Genomic DNA, 17988 nt, shown 5'->3' on the forward strand with positions numbered 1-17988 from the left:
GCAGAAGCAACACGATTCCGGCGATCGCGAGAAGTTCCACGCGATAGACGTAGTTCAAATTCTCCAAGAAACTGAGTTTGAGCATCCCGGTTCTCCTGCTTTGCTACCTTAGTTACTGAATGTCGCTCAACGTCACGCCGGACTGAACAAGACGGAAGCGAACTTCATCGCTGAAGAACTGGCGCTTCAGTTCGGCAATAATCTGGTTCGAGCTGTTGATCCGTGCATAGGCCTGATCGATCAAGCGTGCGCCCTCATCGTTCGACGCTTCGTTCAAGATGACCAGCTTCTCGAAGTGAATCGCGGCGATACGACCTTCGTTGAGGGCCGTGATCACTTCCTTGTGTGCCGCTTCCATGTCTGCGGGATACTCCATCTGAAGAACGATCGAGTAAAGCTGCTCAACGGCGGCGCGGAAATCGGACGGCGTATAGGAGCCGGCGATGGCCACCACGTTGCCGCGAGAGAAGCTGCCGAAGGCCAGAGCCTTCATCTCGTTCGGTCCCAGCGACAGCACGTTGCTGAACTGGTGCTGGGCGCGGCCGTAGGCTTCGAAGATTCCGAGAATTGAATCGCTGTAATGTTCCTGGTTGTAGCGCGACTCGATCTCGTCGATCTGCTTGATCGCGCTTTCGAGCGAACTGTGCGCCGACTTGTAGAGGCCCTTGTTGAAGTCCAACTGAGCGTACTTCAGATTGCCACGGGCATCTGAAATCAGATCCGCCGCGTAATCCGCCGCGCCTTCCTGAACCAGGAAGTTCAGGCGAGCCGTCTGCTGCTCGGCAACCTTGTCGACCAGGTCGTCTGTGTGATCCAGGGTCTGGCGCAGCTTGCCTTCCAGCTTCGCCATTTCCGCCATCACGTAGTCGTAACGATCAACGCTGAATTCATTCTCCAGGGCCGCAAGACGGCGGCGAACTTCGACCGAATCCTGAACCTGGAAGTAGTTGATGCCCTGCTGTTGGCCTTCCATCAGGTTCTCGCGCATCCGCGAAACGGCTTCGCGGAAGTTGCTGCGTTTGGCGGACTTGGCGACGGCGGTCGCCGTAGTCTCGGCCGAATCGGCCAGACGGGCCGAATCCGTGTAGTAGCCCTGATCGATCTTGTCGCGAGAGATGCGAACGTTGGCGCTGGCGCGGGCCAGAGTCTGGTTGTCGTACTCCCAACCACCCACGGCCTTCGCGTCGGCGATCGCCGCCTCGGCATCGTTGATCTTCTTGTAGAGGGCCTGCTCGGCGCGTTCTGCCGAGGACAGAGCCTGCGATTCAGCTTTCTCGTAGTCGCCGTTGTCGTACAGACCGCGGGCCGAATCGATCAGCTTCTTCGAGTTCTCCATGTCGCGACCGGCGTAAAGCGCTGCGCCGGCCTTCTGGGCGCGTTCGATGCGCTCGCGGGCCGCGGCCAGAGCGTCTTCGGCGGCCATGCGGTTCGCCTTTACCTCGGCCTGGCGGGCCATCTCGATCGCCTGGTTGGCAGTCTCGACGGCCAGCTTCAAGCGGCCGTTCTGAAGCTCCACTTCGGCGTTCTGGATCAGCTCGTTGACCTGCACCAGAAGTTCCGCGGCATACTTGCGGGTCTTGTCAGACATTGCACGCTCGGCGGCTTCGCGGGCACCGCGGATGTCTTCCACGGCACGGCCGGAGATGCGCTGAGCCATTAGTTCGATATTCGCACGGGCGGCGGCGGCCAGTTCGGTCGCCGGCAGGTAATCGCCCTTGTTGATCGCGTCCTTGACGCGGGCGAGGTCGCGGTTGCTGCGCTGCAACTCCTCGCTGGCGTATTCGCGGGCGCCGTCGCGCTCGTAACGGCTGATCATGTTCGACAGCTCGATCACGGCATTGTTGGCAACCAGGTGATAAACCTCACCCAGGATGCGGTCGGCCACGCGGGACTGCTCTTCGGCCAGCAGGATCGCGCCACGGTACTTCTGCTCGCGCTGCCGGTTGTCCGCCACGATCAGATTCTCGCGGGCGGCTTCCAGTTCCTGGCCAAGCTGCACGCGACGGGCTTCCTTGCCCGACTCGAACGGAATCATGTCCTCGGGAACCTCGGCCATCGGCTCGAAGATTTCCTGGACCTGGGTATAGACGCTCTCGGTCGTATCCAGACGATTACCCGCCAGACGGATGGCTTCCGTCGCGAGGTCTTCGAACTGGCGATTGATCTTGTCGGCTTCTTCCGCAGCGCGGTTGGCGATTTCCTTGATTTGGTCGAACGCTGCTTCGGCTTCGGTCTGCGAAGCGCTCTCGGCGCCGGAGCGGATCTGCTGTGCTTCGTTCAGGAAGTCCTCGAGAACTTCGACGCGGCCGGGGAGGTACTCACGGGCGCCGCCCTCAACGAGGGCCTTGATTTCGCGCTGGATCGTCTCAATGCGGGAGTCAGCGGCTTTGCGCTTCGTCGTCAGCACCAGGTTCTGAGCCATCGGCTTCAGTTCCTTGGCCTGCAGTTTGACCTTGTTGTAACGGTTTTCGTTGAAGTCGCCGATCATCACTTCGTGCAGATTCACGACGGTGTTGTACTGCTCGGGAACGAATTCGCGGGCACCTTCGCTCAGCGCCGAGGCCAGGAGGTTTTCGATCTCATCGATCATTTCCTCGCTCTGCTCGCGCAGCACCTGCTCGATGCCGCGTTCCGCCTCACGTGCCGCCTCGATGAACTGGTTAGCGGCCAACACGTAGTCGCGATCCTCGCCCATCGTCTTTTCGGCGCGGGCGATCACGTCCTGCACGTTGATGACTGTCTCGGGAGCGTAAGTACCGCCGCCGACGGACTTCAACTCGAGCAGTTTCTGCTCGGCCTGAATCCGCTGGCGTTCCGCTTCTGTCTTCAGTTCGGACAGCAGCGTTGCCACCTCGCCCTTGATCTCGCGGGCCAACTGAATGGTCTGCGTGAAATCGTTATTGGCGCGGGCCTCTTCCGCCTCGGAGCGCAAATCGAGGATGCGCTGATAACGGTCGGGATCAATGCGGTTGCCGGAGTTGATATCCGCGACGCGGATCTCCTCCTCGGCTTCCGTCCACAGTGCGCGGGCCTCCGCCGACCGGACGTCGATCAACGTCTGGTCCGCTGTGGTCTGTGCCTGCTTGGCCAGAACGAATGCCTGGCCCGTCTGCTCGGCAGCCAACTGACTGTTGGCCTGATTGATCAGACTGCGGATTTCCTCGACCTTCTCGGGGTTATGTTCCGCCCCCCGCAGGTTCTCGATTTCCGCGAGCATTTCCTGGGTCTTCTTGATCGCTACGTTGGTGCGAGTTCCTTTACATGCCGTCACTGTCAGCGCCAGTGCCAACAGCAGGATCGCTAACCGAACAATTCGTGTCTGGTGCCGCATCCGACTTCAGCCTCCGGATCGCTAGAGAATTCCCGCTTTTTATCCACTTCCTTGCTTCGGTTGCCCATTCCAACGAACAACAACAGGCGGCGCAATGAAGAAGTGCCCCCATGGCGGCGAAGTTTTCCCCGCGAGAAGGCTTTCACCACGCTGATAAGCACTTGTCAAAGTGCCTCCCTACAGCCCCAGCAGGGCATAGGCGATTCCACCCACGACGGCGACAACGACCACCACGATGGCGATGACCTTACCTTTGCTGCCTCCGCCCCCCTTTTTCTTCTTCCCGGCCGCACGCTGCGAGCGCGGGATGTAGCCTTCCGACATGAACTTCAGCGCGCCGACGGTCCGGCTGAGGCGGACGAACACCCCGTGCCAGTCCTTGTACAGGGCACGCTTATCAGCCGCCGGCAAGGCACGAAGGTGCCCCACCGAGACGCATTTGTTCAGAAGGTCCCGGATGGCGGATCCGCCATAATCCAGTTCCTTCATTTCCTTGAGGCGCTCGCCAACGCTGCGGACGTTCCGAGCGACGGCGCTCTTGACCTCGAGGAAATTCGACTCGTCTTCCGGCGTAACATCTTCTTCGCCAAAGGACTTGTTCAGATACTTCTTGAAGCTCAACCACTGCTCCAGAGTGTTCTGGACCATGGCGAGGTTCTCTTCGATGGCTTGCTTTTTCATAGGGGCAACAGTCGGTAATAGGCAGAATCTCCCGCCCGTTGTGAAAGAAACGGGCGGGAGGCACAAGCGAAAGGTTTACTGGCCCATACCGCCGAAGTAGGAACTGGAAGCTCCCGCGTTGCTCTGGATCTCATCGGCACCGAAGCGGGCTGCCACGGCACCACGCACGCCGCCGCCCTGCTCATCGGTCGTGCCTTCTTCCTCGCCGGCTCTTTGCGAGCCCGGGGGAACGAAATTGGCCGGAATCGGCAGCAGGGGAGTCCGCGGAGGAGGCGGCATGAAAGTCTGATAGAACTCCCAGTCTCCCTCCTGGTCCGGATTGACGCGGAAGTCGCGCAGGAAGCGGCTCGACCAGACGCCCAACTTGTCGTCGCGATCGGCTTCGAGATCGATCATCTTGGGGACTTCGGAGAGCGGTTCCGTTGTCGCGGCGATTACGTTGAAGAACTCGTTCGGGGGGAGATTCTCCGCCACTTGGAGCGCGCGGATGTAGCGCGTCTGAACCAGGTGGGCTTCCGGGCTCATGACGTTGTTGACCAGCGTCACCTTTGTGAAAATCTGGTCGTCGGCCCGGGCATCCATGCCGCGAACGCCATCGTCATAGTAAGAATCCTTGTACATCGGATTCACCTTGGTTTTGCGGGCATCCTGCAGCATCTCGCCGGTCACATGGCAGATCACGCGCTCGCCGGCGATCACCTGGATTCCGACGGCACTGGCTACGCCCGAGAATGACTGACCGGTATTGGGGTCGATGATCGCTCCGCCGCTGGCGCCGCTGAACTCACCGGTGTCGCTGAACGTCACGGTGCCCTCGTCGCCGCCGAATCCACCGCCACCACCGCCGAACGGATCGGCCGAGTCAAAGCCGCCGCCACCGCCTTGCTGGTTCACGCCGGCAACACCTTGGGCGCGCTGGAGCGCGAGTTGGCCCGCACCGCCGCCGCCAACGGATCCTGAGTTCAGCGTGTCCATGGCTTCCGGGCTGGCGAAGCCCGACGCGAAGCCGCCCTGGGCAGACACGACAGCGGGAACCGCCGCCAAGGCCAACGCGGCAACCGCCGCAACGCCCAGAATCTTCAAGTTGGATCGCTTCGCCATGATCGCTGCTCCTCTCGGGTGGAAGGCTCGAAGCCTTCTCAGTTCAATCAATGATTCTTCCTGCCGCCGTGGGTGTCTGTCAATTCCATTCACCCCTGTTCAGCTCGGCTCAGTCCTTGAGCATTCCTGCGCCGCGGGCGTACTCGAAGACGTCCCCGGCCTCGATGATCGGCAGCACGTCTCCCAGTGGCTCCAGGCCGTAAGACTCGCCGGTCGTGTGGTTGATCAGTTTGGCTGCTTCCATGTCGATCTCGACGTCGTCGCCCGTCCGAACCTTCTCGACCAGGCGTTCCGTGGATTCGAACGGGACCACATAGCCGCCGTTGACCGAATTCCGGAAGAAAATCCGCGCGTAAAACTCCGCCACGACGGCTTTCACGCCAGCCTCGGCGAGAGACAGCGGCGCATGCTCGCGCGAGCTGCCGCAACCGAAGTTCTTTCCGCCGATCACGATGTCAAACTCGCTGCTGTACTCTCCGTCCTTGACGAACGGGACATTGCCCTGGGGCAGTCCGGCCTGGGCCGGCGGCACGCCGCAAAGGCTATACTTGCCGAACATCTTCCGTTCTTCAGGATCCGAGGGGTTGTAAGCCAGGTGCTCGGCCGGGATAATCTGATCTGTATCGATGTCGTCGCCGAGCACGAACGCTCGGCCGCGGATGGTCTTTTCCATTAGTCCTCACTCATGATTGTGAAGTCGGGTTCCACCATTCGGACTTTCGATTCCACCGCGTCCGCCTGGGTAACAAGCTGCTCGGCCATGCGGTTCAGCCGGCGAGCCATCTCCTTCACCGCCTCGTCGTCGGATCGGCTGGCCAGGAGGGTCAGCTCGATACCTGCATCGTTGAATTGGCGCATTGCCTCGGATGCCGCTGTAACCAAGGCCGCGCCTTCGTCCGTCCGAACGGCGCGAACGCTCTTCTGATTCAGCAATTCCGTCAGGTCTCGAATACTCGACTGCGTCGTGTAGGCGCTCTTGTGAATCTGGTCGAGAAGCTCCAGTCCCTTGCGGCGATCGGGCGACGTCGGAGGTACGCTGTACGCATCCTCGGCCTTGATGATTGCGTCTTCGGGGATCTTGATTCGCAGGGAGTTGACCGCGCCGGCTGCGCTGTAGCCGGAGCTGGAACCGGTGCTGGGGCGCGTGCCTTGCACGAGCGAGGTCCCCTCAACCCAAACGGACAGCAGGCCAGTCGGCTTCAAGGGATCTTGCGCTTCCACCAGGTGCTCCTTGGTGCCGAGCTCTTTGACGATCTCCTGGCGTTTGGCACCAATCGTTTCGGCCAGGGCCGATTCACGACGCGTTCCGCTGACGCGGATGATGCGCAGGTTCTTCAGGCGGCGCGTATAATCGGCGCGCGGGAAGACGTAATCGATCCCCACAACCTCTTCGATGGCCCACTCATCGATCCGGAAGACTTCGGCAACGTCGAAATCCGTCGACTTCAGAACGACGTAGGCCGTCTGCCAGTGGTATCCGGATTGATTCTGGACACTCATCTCGATCTTGACGGTGTCTTCGGTCGGGAACGTGCGGCGATCGACGCGGAAGGGATAAAGCTCCGGTGCCGGCGGTTCCTCAGTGATCGGATCGAGAGCCGGGCCGACGTATTCTGCGCGATCGATCGGCTTCTCGGGCTCGGTGTTCGTTTCCTGGATTTCGCTGCGCGTGGGTGGCCTTCGCGCCGGTGGACGGCGTTCGGGCGCCTTTGGCGTGGCCTCGGCGACCTCTTTGGTCGTGGGACGACGTGTGGGTGTTTGCGGCTGGGTCGTGCGCCGTGCCGGCAGCTTGGCCTGTTGCTCCGCCATGGCGCGGAAATCGACCGTCTGCGTTTTGCCCGAGAAGACGTCGCGGACTTTCTGCGGCTCCAAGGCCACATAGCCGAAGGCGATGCCGACGGCGATAAGATTGATTAGCAAGACTGACCAGAGTGCATTTTTCACGGAATTGACCCCATCCCTGTGGGTGACGGTATCGTGAGTCCTCCGCATGAGTGGGACAATTCAAGGGCGCCAGATGTTCCCGGCGCCTCCCGAGGCTCAGACTACGGCGCTCAAAGCCTCACGCGGATCGGCGATTTCACCCTTCAGGGCGCTGGCTGCAACCGTCAACGGAGAAGCCAGGAACACCGCCGCTTGCTTGTGTCCCATCCGGCCCGGGAAGTTCCGGTTGGTCGACGAGATACATACCTCACCGGCCTCGTTCAGGCGGCCAAATGTGTCGGCTGGACCGCCAAGACAGGCTGAACATGAAGCAGGCCCGACCTGCGCCCCGGCGTCGAGGAAAATCTGGCGCAGCGACTTGCCATTGTACTGAAGAATGTCGAGTTGCGCGTCGACCTCGGTTGTTGCCGGAACGATGAACGTCGGCACGCGACATTCCTGTCCGTTGAGGATCTTCGCGGCCTGGACAAAGTCCGTCACCTTGCCGCCCGTGCAACTGCCGATGTAGGCGCGCGTAACCTTTGTGCCGGCCACTTCGGAGACTGTCGCCTTGTTGTCCGGGCTGTGCGGTTTCGCCACCATCGGCTCCAGTTCGGACAGCTTATAAGTCTTCTCGAAGAAGTACTTCGCATCCGGATCGTTGCGGACCGGTTCGTAATCGGACTTCGTGCCCGACTGCTTGATCCGCGCGTCGATATACTCGCGTGTGATTTCGTCGGGCTCGATAACGCCGTTCTTGCCACCGGCCTCGATGACCATGTTGCACAGGGTCATGCGCTCCTCGATCGACAGGCCATAGACGCCTTCGCCGGCGAATTCCATCGCGCGATAGGTGGCCCCATCCACTCCAATATCGCCGATGATGGCCAGGATCATGTCCTTTGCCATCATCCAGGGCGGCAATTCGCCCTCGAAGTTGAAACGCATCGTCGGCGGGACCTTCAGCCAGGTTTTGCCCGTTCCGAGGACAAACGCCGCGTCGGTGTTTCCGATGCCGGTTGCGAATTCGCCGAAAGCACCAGCCGTGCAGGTGTGACTGTCGGTTCCGAGCAGAATCTCGCCCGGGCGCGTGTGGCCCTCTTCCGGCAGCGCGATGTGGCAAACGCCCTTGTAGGACGTCTTGTCCGGATCGGCATAGGGGCTGGGCATGCCCTCTTCCTTCACGAAGTCCGGGTCGTAGTAGTACTTGATGCCCTGTTCGCGCACGAAATCGCGCAGAATGCCGATGTTGCGGTGGGCCTGCTTGTTGGCAGTGAAAATGTAATGATCGGGAATGATCACGACGCCATCTGGGTTCCAGACGCGGGCGTCCTTGCCGAAGCGTTCCTTGAAAATCCCGATCGTCCCCGGGCCGCACACGTCGTGGGTCATCAGGACATCCACATCGACCCAGATGTTCTCGCCGGGCTGCACCACGTCCTTGCCGGACTTGCGAGCCAGGATTTTCTCCGTCAACGTCATTCCCATCGCGCTGTTTCCTTTGCGTTCTGATTGGCTTCGAGAGCCACTGGCAGCCTATCAAAGGGCCGCGCCTGCGCCACCCCGGAAGACCAGTTATGACGCATGCAAGACTCCGGCCGATTCGGGATTCTCTTCTCTCAATCTCGTCTGCGATCCTGCCGTGCAATCGCCCGCAAGGCCACCGCCATTCCCACCACGACCAGCGCTCCGCCAGCATCGGCGATCCAATCGGCCACATCGGAACTCCGCCCGGGGACGCTTCGCTGCTGGATTTCATCGATAAGACCCGCGAAAGCAGGCAGCACGAAACAGAACAGCGCCGGCATCTTCACGACGGCCGCCTGCAACGGGTTCTTGGGCACTACCGTCCGCCACAGCAACGCTGCCATACCGCCGTACATCGTGAAGTGAACAACCTTGTCAAAGCAGGGAAGCTTCATCCAACTGCCGCTCGGCAGATGGCTCGACGGGCGCGTGTTAACCCAGAAGATCGCGATCACCCACAGCAGGGTCAGGATCGCAAAGCCGACATGGGGGCGGGAAGTGGAGTCCTTCATCGCCGAATCAGGAACCGCTCTCCGGAACTTCGGGAGTCGGAATAGCAGTCGGTTCTCCGTCGCCGTTGTTCAGCAGGAAGCGCTGGATGAAACTCATCTGCGCGGCCTGAGACTCCATGCGATTGGACTTTTTCGCGATCCCGTGTCCTTCGTCCATCGCCAGCAGGTACCAGACTTCCTGGCCGTTTGCGCGCACCTGATCGACGATCTGCTCGGCCTCTGTGTACGGCACCCGCGGGTCGTTGTAACCCTGGACGATGAAGAGCGGCTTCTGGATCTTGTGTGCCAGCGTTGTGGGAGAGATGCTGAGAAGGAACTCGCGCATTTCCGGAACGCGTTCGTCGCCGTATTCAACACGACGCAGATCCCGGCGGTATTCGCTGGTCGATTCCAGGAACGTCACGAAGTTCGATATGCCCACCGTCGAAACGCCGCCCGCCAGACGATCGGAATAATGCGCCATCGACGCCAGCACCATGTAGCCGCCGTACGAACCGCCGGTGACCATGACGCGATCCTCGTCGAAGTCCGGCTGCATCGCGATCCAGTCCAGCAGTGCACCGATGTCCTTCACGCTGTCTTCGCGCTTCTCCTGATTATCGAGCGTCACGTACGTCTTTCCGTAGCCTGTGGAACCGCGTACGTTTGGGACGACAACAGCCACGCCAAGTTCGGTCACCATGTACTGGATATCGCTGCTGAATCCGGGGCGCGCCTGGCTTTCCGGACCGCCGTGAATTGAGATCACAACTGGCCATGGCCCTTGCGTTTTTGGCCTGTAAACAAAGGCCGGAATGCGACGCGGGGTGCCTTCCGAAACTTCATCGAATGTCGGATAGTGAATCAGCTCTGCCTCGACAAAGATGTCGCTCGGCAGACCGCCGACTTCCGATTCCGTCCAGCGCGTCAGCTTCTGCTCCTGCAAGTCCCAAACGTACACATCCGCGGGCGAATTCGACGCCATCAAAGTCACTGCGAGGTACTTGCTGTCCGGGCTGAAGTCGTACATGAATCCCAGCCCACCCGGCAGCGGCACCTCCGTGCGCTGCATCGTCTTTGCATTCAGTACATACAGCTTGCTGAAGCCGTCTTCGTTCGTACTCATTGCCAGGAAGCGGCGATCGCGACTCGGCTTCAGCCCCACGATGTCCCAATCGATATCGTCGACGAGGATCTTGGTCAGATCATATTTTAAATCGTAGTAGTAGAGTCGCTTGAATTCCGACTCGAAGTCCGCCGTATAAAACACGCCCGAACCATCGTAGTTGAAGCATGCCGAACCATACGCGACCGGCTGATCCAGATCCGCATTCAACTGGTGCAGCTCGCCCGAGTTCAAATCGTGAACATACAACTGCGATTCATTCGCGGACAAGTAGCGCCCGATTAGCAGCTTCGAATCGTCCAATGACCAATCGTCTGGTCCCCAGTAGCCTTCCGCTTCGAGGACCGACGTCGTGTTGCCGTCGCGATCGAGAACCTGGATGTCCCAGTCCTTGCCGTTGCGCTGGGTCGTTGAGCACGCGATGAGTTCCTTGTTATTCGCCCACATCGGGCTGCGGTAGATCGCTTTGCCATCGGTCAGTCGGCGGCACTTGCCGGTCGAAAGATCGTGCAGAAATAACTGGTCGCGTTCGTTCCCGTCCTCATCCATCGCGAAAAGGATTTCACTCGGATTCACCGGGTTGAACGACCCGTCGCCGACGCGCTCCTCGTAGAACGTCACCTGGCGGCGCATTCCCATCGGCTCTTCGACGATGTGAAGCTGCGAAGTCTCGCCGAAGCGCGTTCCGATCAGCAGGCCGCTCGAATCCGGCAACCAGTCTGCGAACCACGCAGAGCGAATGTTCTGAAATTGGTTCAACCTCTCGCGGGCGCTCACGCTCACCGGCGGGACGTTATCAAATACCAAGGCACCTTCCTGGCGCCGTTCGGGCTGGGAAAGACTCGTCATGGGTAGGAAAGAAAGACCAGCAATCAGGATTTTGAGTGCGAATCGTCTCATCATTGCGCTCATTTTGGCACCCGCGCAAGGCGGTGAGGTCTTCTATGAGGCCCCCGAGGGGATGACAAGCGCTAAAGCGCGGGCGGGGGAACTTCAATCTTTGCTCCTGGCAATGTGAAGATTCTTTCCAACCAAACAGCCGGTTAGATCACTGATATCCAAGACCACGATTCCATCCGACGAGGAAACGACCGTTGAACCACTTGTCGAAGACCACGAGATCCCGGCGCGCGGGCGGCCCAATGCGGATACTCCTGATCATTTCGGGCGCCCTCGCTTTGGCTCTTGCCGCCGCCGGCGGGGTGATCTGGGAGTTGGGCTCACAGGGGAAACTGAGGGGCCACCATGACCAGGTTGTCCGCGAAGACTCCGAAATCCATCTCATCGAGGAAAATACCCTCACATTAAGGAGATTCGGCATCTCCTTCGCCCGCCCCAACGAGGATTGGGAGTTTCAGGTTGGAAATGCTTCCGGAACCGACAGGTTCGGGTTCATTGCGGTCGGCGGACTCGTCGGCGGGGGAGTGCCGGGATCAACGTCCAGCGCGATCATCCTTTCTGTCTTCTGCAATCCGCACTTCGATCGCCCGCTTTTGGAAGCCATCGAGGACCGATTGGAATTTCGCGGCCAAAGCCTCGATGAGGCGCAGAGCCTCCGCCACGGGACGCTGGATGGAAAGCCTTGCGTGGAGGTGATCATCGCCCCCAAGGACGATCTGAACTGCGAGCAGCGAGCGTACTTCGCCTGGCAAAGCGACCGCGGCGTTTGCCTCGCCATCCTCCACGACAACTTAAAGGACGGCCAGTTCCCCGAGGATGTCTGGAAGCTCTTCCTGGAGACTCTGAAGTCGGACGGAGGCGAGGGGCGACTGGTGTGGGAGTAGCGCAGCCCGATTTGTCAGGATGGAAGCTTGAATGTATCGATGCGAACGTCTTCATCCTCAGGTCCACCGAAGCGCAGCATGATAATCGCCCCCCTCATCAAATCCGATGCTTCCAGTTCGGGGCGAATCGTCTCGAAAAGGCGCCGCGCATCCGATCCGTAGAAGAACAGGTAGCCGTCGCTGCCATCCAAGGCGATTTCGTCTCCATCCAACTCACCGATGCCTTCACCGGCATCGGAAATCGCAGCTTCCAGCCGGTCCTCCAGTTCAAACAGGCGGCTCAGATCGGGAACTGGATAGTCGAAGAATTGTACACGGACCAACTGCTCATCTGGAGCGGGAACGGCATCGCTGGAAGAACCAGAGCCCTGACGACCTAAGAGCCATATTCCCATCGGGACTGCCAGTGCGAGCAGTACGGCAGGGATCAGAAGCCAGGAACGAATTGTAGCAAGCGAGAGAATCATAAATGGACACTGAAACACGTGGACGGGTTTCAGAGACCCTCGGGCACATGGATCACCCGGGCAACCGAAACCGGATGCGTACCACCCGCTGACCCCGACGAAGTGGCCCTTGTCCGGTCAGGCCTCAACCCCCGCTCAGCGCTGCCAGGATGTGGATTTCGCCGTCTGGTTGCACCTTCGTGCGCACGGACTTCACCGTCTCGCCGTCCACGAAGATGTTCAGATGCGGGCGGATGCGGTCCTGCTCGTCGATGATGCGAAAGCGAATCCCGGGGAACTGGCGATCCAGGTCTTTCAAGGCGGCGTCCAGCGTTTCGCCCTCCACGTCGAGGGTGGACCGATTGCCCGTCAGATGGTGCAGGTGCGGCGAGACATACAGTTTCACGGAGCGACCTCGATGCTGAGAATCCGCGGCATGTAGCTGGCCAGGCAGCGCCACGAGGCACCCTCGTTTGTGCTTCCCCAGACCTCGCCCTGCGTGGTGCCGAAGTAAATACCCACCGGGTTGCCGCCATCGGCCTTCATCGCCTGGCGCAGGACGGTGAACCAGGCGTTCTTCGCCGGGAGGCCCTTGGCTTGTCGTTGCCATGTTTTCCCGGCGTTCGTTGTCCGGAACACGGCCGGCTTGCCATCGGGGCTGGTGCGTGGCCAGACGTCCATGGCGTCCATCGGGAAGACCCACGCCACGTCCTTCTTTCGCGGGTGCGCCACGATCGGGAATCCGACATCGCCGATGGCTTCTGGCATATTGCGCCCCACGCGGCGCCACTTGGACTCCGGCAAGTCCATCACGTAGATTCCGCAGTGATTCTGCTGGTAGAAGCGATCCGGATCGGCGGCCGATTGCACCGTGCAATGCGGATCGTAGCCATGGTCGCGTTCTTCCTTGGATGGTGGGAAGAAGTCGTTTTCCTGGCCGCTGTTGACTGGTTTCCAGGACTTCCCGCGATCGCGCGATTCGTAGAAGCCCGCGCAGGACATCGACACATAAAGGTGCCGACGATTGCGCGGATCGACGATGACCGAGTGCGTGATTTCCCCGACCGGCGATGGCATTCCCCACTTCGGCGCGATCACCGCCGGATCGAAGCCTTTGATCTGCTTCCAGATCTCCCCGTTGTCCTCGCTGCGGAACAGGCCGAACGGCACCGTACCGGCGTACCAGGTTCCGGGCTCGTCGGTGTGCCCCGGCGCCAGAAAGAAGACCCGCTGGACCGACTTACCCGATTTCTTCGAGAATGCGGGCGGTTTCGCCGCCGGTTGCCAGGATTTCCCCCCATCCAGAGAACGCTGCACCGTCGGGCCAAGGTGCCCCGTCTGCCCAGCCAGCATCCATGTTCGCCGATTGCGAGGATCGACCAGCAGGTGATTGACCTCATGGCCGAAGAACTGTGGCTTCTGCATGCGCCACTGCTTTCGGGCGGCGTCGCTCTTCAGGATGAACGCACCCTTCATCGTGCCGATCAGAAGAGTCACGGGTTTCTTCGCGGCCGAACGGCCGCCGCTGCGTGCTGGGGTCATGGGAGAACTCCTGGGAAGTCTGATGATGAGATTCCGGATAGCCGGGGTCCACTTGGAAGGCAAGCAGAGAATGTCGATAATCGAATGTCGGTTTCGCTTGAATTTCGCTTTCTCTTGACGCCGCGAGGCTGCATTCGCTTTATTTTCGCCAATGCTGCGAAAGGCGGAATCGTCTGATGCTCACATTTCTTCGGATCGAAAACCTGGCTCTGATCGAGCGCGTCGAGATCGAGTTCGGCCCGGGGTTGAATGCCATGACGGGCGAAACGGGGGCGGGCAAGTCGGTGGTTCTGGAATCGATTGGCCTGCTGCTGGGCGACAGAGCCCAGCCGGCGCTGGTGCGCGACGGATGCGATCGCGGCAGCGTCGAGGCTCTTGTCGATCTGCGGCGAAGCCGACCCGTTTCAGACTGGCTGGCGGAGCACTGTCTCGTGGATGAGGAGATGGGCGAGTTGCTGATCCGGCGCGAGATTCTGGCCTCCGGCCGGAGCCGCGCCTTCGTCAACGGGCGACTAGTAACCGTCGCTCAACTGGCGGAACTGGGCGCCCTGTTGGTCGACATCCACGGCCAGAACGATCACCAGTCCTTGATGGACCCAAAGCGTCAGTGTGATCTGCTTGACGATCACGGAGAATGCACGGACCTTCGCGTCGATTTCGAGGCGGCCTGGGACGAACTGGCGACCGCCCGGCTGGAGTTGCAGAAACTGGAGGCCGACGATCTTTCCTGGCGCCAGAGGCTTGATTTCCTGCAGTTTCAAATTGCTGAAATTGAAGAACTTGGGATTGGAGAGGGCGAGGTCGGAGGGCTGGAGGCAGAGCGCGGTCGCCTGGCCTTTGTCGATGCCTTGACCGAGGATGCAGCAGGGGCACTGGGACTCCTGGTTGAGGGAGACGAGCGCCCGGCACTGGATGGTGCAGGTCAAGCATTGAGGCTTGTCGAACGAATGCTGAGCCGAGACCCTGGATTGGGAGATTTGCATGCGCTCCTCGAAGGAGCCGTGGCGCAGCTTTCCGATGCCACGAGCCAGCTTGAGAGCTACGCCTCGCGCCTCGAAGGAGACCCGGAGCGTCTAGCCTTCGTGGAGGAACGACTCGATGCGATCCAGCGCCTCACTCGCAAGCACGGAGTCGATGCAGAGGGGCTCTTGGGCCTGCTGGAGAATCTGCTGCAGGAGGCTGACTCATTAACGGATCGTGACTCCCGCCGGGATGAACTGGCGGCGACAGTGGCCAGGCTTGAAATGGCCCTGAAGGCGAAGGCCAACACCCTCACCAAAGCGCGCAAGGCCGCCGCGGCGAAGTTCGCCCGGGCCGTGGAGAAGACCCTGCGCCCCTTGGCGATGGCGGATGCTCGGTTCGAGGTGGGTCTCGTGGAGCGTCGTGAGCTCTGCCGCCATGGCGCCGAGGACGTGGAGTTCCGTCTCTCCGCGAACAAGGGCGAGAAGCCCGCGTCCCTTCGGCGCGTGGCATCCGGCGGCGAATTGTCGAGGACGATGTTGGCTCTCCGAACCGTTGCCGCCCGCGCCGAGTCTGTTCCCATCCTGCTATTCGACGAGATCGACGCCGGCATCAGCGGCCAGGCGACCGTGAAAGTGGCCGACGCTTTGGAGAAACTCGGCGGCCGGCACCAGGTCTTGTGCATCACGCACCAGGCCGGAATCGCATCGCGCGCATCGCAGCATCTGGAGGTGACAAAATCCACCCGGCGGGGTCGGACGATCATTCACGTCCGCAACCTCTCTCCGGACGAGCGCCGCCGCGAGCTGGCCCGGCTGCTTGACGGCGGGAAGAGCGGTAAGAGTCTTGAACTGGCGGAGGAACTTCTTCTGCGAAGCGCTTAGCCGCCGATTGGCCACAAAATCCTTCCCCTTTTGCGGTTGACTCGCCCCCGGGCAGGTGAACAGCATACGCGCGCTTCGGTCGGGGCGTAGCGCAGCCTGGTAGCGCACTCGTCTGGGGGGCGAGTGGTCGCTGGTTCAAATCCAGTCGCCCCGACCACTAAATTGCTGAAATAACTGGAGTTAGATATTCAATTCTTGGAGAATTTGGGAAAGAATTGAGTCTATTACAGTTGCCGAATTCCCAAAAGACCCCTTCGGAATGGCCGAAGGGGTCTCTTGCATGGAGACAACGAGTTGTCTGACGGCATGCTGCGGGCACGGATTCCCAGCGATTAGCCCACAAAGTTTCAATCTTCGTCGAGAGGATTCAAAGCTGCGCCGAGGTCCATCATAGTCCCCGCAACAGCCACGCAACCCAACACCCCATGACTCGATAGATGGATGCTGGTTCCACGCTGGCCCAACGACCAGATCGCCCTATGGAGAATGAACGGGCAGAAGATCGAACAGCGACCCAGAATCTACTCGCCTTCTTCCAGCCGGAAATTGGCTCCGGGATTGGTGTTCGACGCCATTCCTGCTGAGTCGATGATCGGACCAACGACGTTGCCGGCCACGATTCCGCCGTAGTTGTCGCCGCCCAAATCGAAGATTGTGTTGCGCATGATGATGTTCCCCGGCGCGGTGGCCACGATTCCGTGGTGAGAGTTGTGCACGTGATTGTCCTCCACTCGACTGCCTGACCCACCAATCAGGATTGCTCCATCCGTCGGGTTGCTGCGAGCATCGCCTTGACACAAATTCCCGATCACCCATCCGGCTTTCTCGACTTGGATGCCGTTTGCCCCATTCGAGTGGGTAGTGCAACTGCGGACGACTGAGAACCCTGTCAGATTGATTCCATTCACTCCGTTATCTCGGCTGAGGCAGTTCGTAATCATCGTGTCGTCGTTGCGAGTTGGATTCGCTGGAGGAACAGTGATCCCATGGAGATCGTTCTCGAAGACAGTGCAATCCTGCACACGGGACCCGGTTCCTATCGATATTCCAGACGAACCATTTTGACCCGCCAAGCAGTCCGTCACCACTGAGTAATTGCCGGTCTGAATTCCGACGCCCCCGTTGCCGAGCGCGCTGATCCCCCTCACCACGGTCATCTTTTGAAGTGATTCACAGATGATCCCAGCACTGGACCAGCCGGTCACTGTTCCGTCTTCGATCCGGCAGTCATCGCCAACAATGTTGATACCGCTCCCACTGCTCACCCCTTCCGGTCCCATGAGGGAGAATCCGCGAAGGTCGATCCGGACAGTATCGGTTGTGATCTCGATTCCTCCGGAACCTTCGATGCCCGTGAGGTTCTGGGTCAGGTAGTAGTATCCCGGTTCCTTAATCACGATGGGGAAGTCCATTGCCGGATTGAAGTCTGGTGGCGGCAGGGGAACACCGGGCTGAACTTGATCCATCGTCTTCATTATCGGCATTGGTGGTCCCGGCGGAGTCAGGTCGCCCTGCGCGAGTCCATCGAATGGCAGAAAGAACACTGACACGACGAGCAGCACCAGACTCAGTGATTCGCAGTTCGAACGTTTCCCCATTGTGCCTTTTCCTTTTGATTCTACCTTAACATCCATCCGGACAAATCTTCACTCGGTACCTCAGTCTGCACCTGCGCAATGCCCATCGATTCCAGCGCGATCCAACCCGCATTGGGGCTCCAGACGTAGCCAGTCATCACGCCGGTCGTCTTGTCGATGCGGGGTTGATCCTCTTCCCCCGCCGAGTCGGCCACTTCGAACACCAACCATCCCGTGTTGGCCGAGTAGGCGTATCCCGACAGAAGGAAGAAGTCCGGATCGCTCTCGGCATCGACGTTCACGCCGAAGTCCTCGGCCGAGTCGTTTGCGTACACGTTGTTCGCAGCTGGCGTCCCGTCGCCAAGACAGATCCAGCCGATGTTCGCCGCGTAGATGTAGCCCGAGGCAAAGCGCGTGTTGAAGTGCGCCCCGTCGGTCACATCTCCCTCCCAGTTAATCCAGCCGACGTTTGCCGCGAACGAGTACTTGTCGGTGTCGTTGACCGTCGTATCCGCGAGAGCTGCGGAGAGCGGGCTCAGCAAGAGAATCCCGAGGAGTGCGCTGGTAGCAGTCTTCATCAATGCCTTCATTTCTCGCTTCCAAAGATCTCAAAGT

At 60.1% G+C, this 17988-nt stretch carries 15 protein-coding genes and 1 tRNA gene; 3 read left to right on the forward strand and 13 right to left on the reverse strand.

Features of this window, described 5'->3' with window-relative positions; translation table 11 throughout:
- Positions 1-112: 112 nt before the first annotated feature.
- The 8 genes from KQI84_12700 to KQI84_12735 all read right to left on the reverse strand — a co-directional run bounded on the left by KQI84_12700 (position 113) and on the right by KQI84_12735 (position 11083).
- A complete protein-coding gene (locus KQI84_12700; protein MCB2155736.1) occupies positions 113-3331 on the reverse strand; it encodes a hypothetical protein in 3219 nt (1072 codons plus the stop codon).
- Positions 3332-3508: 177 nt separating this feature from the next.
- A complete protein-coding gene (locus KQI84_12705) occupies positions 3509-3979 on the reverse strand; it encodes a hypothetical protein (GenBank protein MCB2155737.1) in 471 nt (156 codons plus the stop codon).
- Between the two features lie 108 nt (positions 3980-4087).
- Positions 4088-5113, reverse strand: a complete 1026-nt coding sequence (locus tag KQI84_12710) for a hypothetical protein (GenBank protein MCB2155738.1) — start codon at positions 5111-5113, stop codon at positions 4088-4090.
- A 109-nt stretch (positions 5114-5222) separates the two neighbouring features.
- Complete coding sequence (locus KQI84_12715; GenBank protein ID MCB2155739.1) at positions 5223-5786, reverse strand: 3-isopropylmalate dehydratase; 564 nt, start codon at positions 5784-5786, stop codon at positions 5223-5225.
- Positions 5786-7057: a hypothetical protein gene (locus KQI84_12720; GenBank protein ID MCB2155740.1), complete on the reverse strand. Its 1272-nt coding sequence runs from the start codon at positions 7055-7057 to the stop codon at positions 5786-5788. Before KQI84_12720 ends, KQI84_12715 begins: the two co-directional genes overlap by 1 nt.
- 96 nt (positions 7058-7153) lie before the next feature.
- The gene (locus KQI84_12725; GenBank protein MCB2155741.1) at positions 7154-8524 is read right to left on the reverse strand and encodes a 3-isopropylmalate dehydratase large subunit; all 1371 of its coding nucleotides are present in this window, start codon (positions 8522-8524) and stop codon (positions 7154-7156) included.
- Between the two features lie 131 nt (positions 8525-8655).
- On the reverse strand, positions 8656-9075 hold the full coding sequence (locus KQI84_12730; GenBank protein MCB2155742.1) for a VanZ family protein: 420 nt from the start codon (positions 9073-9075) through the stop codon (positions 8656-8658).
- A 7-nt stretch (positions 9076-9082) separates the two neighbouring features.
- Positions 9083-11083, reverse strand: coding sequence for a prolyl oligopeptidase family serine peptidase (locus tag KQI84_12735; protein MCB2155743.1), 2001 nt, complete (start codon positions 11081-11083; stop codon positions 9083-9085).
- A gap of 239 nt (positions 11084-11322) precedes the next feature.
- Here KQI84_12735 and KQI84_12740 point away from each other — a divergent pair, with 239 nt between their 5' ends.
- The gene (locus KQI84_12740) at positions 11323-11964 is read left to right on the forward strand and encodes a hypothetical protein (GenBank protein ID MCB2155744.1); all 642 of its coding nucleotides are present in this window, start codon (positions 11323-11325) and stop codon (positions 11962-11964) included.
- A 14-nt stretch (positions 11965-11978) separates the two neighbouring features.
- On the opposite strand, the gene KQI84_12745 is transcribed toward KQI84_12740, so the two are convergent.
- From KQI84_12745 to KQI84_12755, 3 genes are all read right to left on the reverse strand, one after another.
- Positions 11979-12287, reverse strand: a complete 309-nt coding sequence (locus tag KQI84_12745; protein ID MCB2155745.1) for a hypothetical protein — start codon at positions 12285-12287, stop codon at positions 11979-11981.
- A gap of 268 nt (positions 12288-12555) precedes the next feature.
- Positions 12556-12816 carry a MoaD/ThiS family protein gene (locus tag KQI84_12750; protein MCB2155746.1) on the reverse strand — a complete coding sequence of 87 codons (261 nt, stop codon included), beginning with the start codon at positions 12814-12816 and terminating at the stop codon, positions 12556-12558.
- Positions 12813-13952, reverse strand: a complete 1140-nt coding sequence (locus KQI84_12755) for a glycosyl hydrolase (protein MCB2155747.1) — start codon at positions 13950-13952, stop codon at positions 12813-12815. Before KQI84_12755 ends, KQI84_12750 begins: the two co-directional genes overlap by 4 nt.
- Positions 13953-14128: 176 nt before the next feature.
- Between KQI84_12755 and recN the strand changes: the two genes are divergently transcribed.
- Together recN and KQI84_12765 are read left to right on the forward strand one after the other, a co-directional pair.
- Entirely contained in the window at positions 14129-15796 is a 1668-nt protein-coding gene (gene recN / locus KQI84_12760) for a DNA repair protein RecN (GenBank protein ID MCB2155748.1), read from the forward strand.
- A gap of 80 nt (positions 15797-15876) precedes the next feature.
- Positions 15877-15953 (forward strand) — tRNA-Pro (locus KQI84_12765).
- Between the two features lie 364 nt (positions 15954-16317).
- Here KQI84_12765 and KQI84_12770 read toward each other — a convergent pair.
- Positions 16318-17394 carry a right-handed parallel beta-helix repeat-containing protein gene (locus tag KQI84_12770; protein ID MCB2155749.1) on the reverse strand — a complete coding sequence of 359 codons (1077 nt, stop codon included), beginning with the start codon at positions 17392-17394 and terminating at the stop codon, positions 16318-16320.
- 20 nt (positions 17395-17414) lie between these two features.
- A complete protein-coding gene (locus tag KQI84_12775; protein MCB2155750.1) occupies positions 17415-17951 on the reverse strand; it encodes a hypothetical protein in 537 nt (178 codons plus the stop codon).
- Positions 17952-17988: the final 37 nt, after the last annotated feature.

The sequence above is a fragment of the bacterium genome, from assembly GCA_020444065.1.
In the GTDB taxonomy this organism is placed as follows: domain Bacteria; phylum Sumerlaeota; class Sumerlaeia; order SLMS01; family JAHLLQ01; genus JAHLLQ01.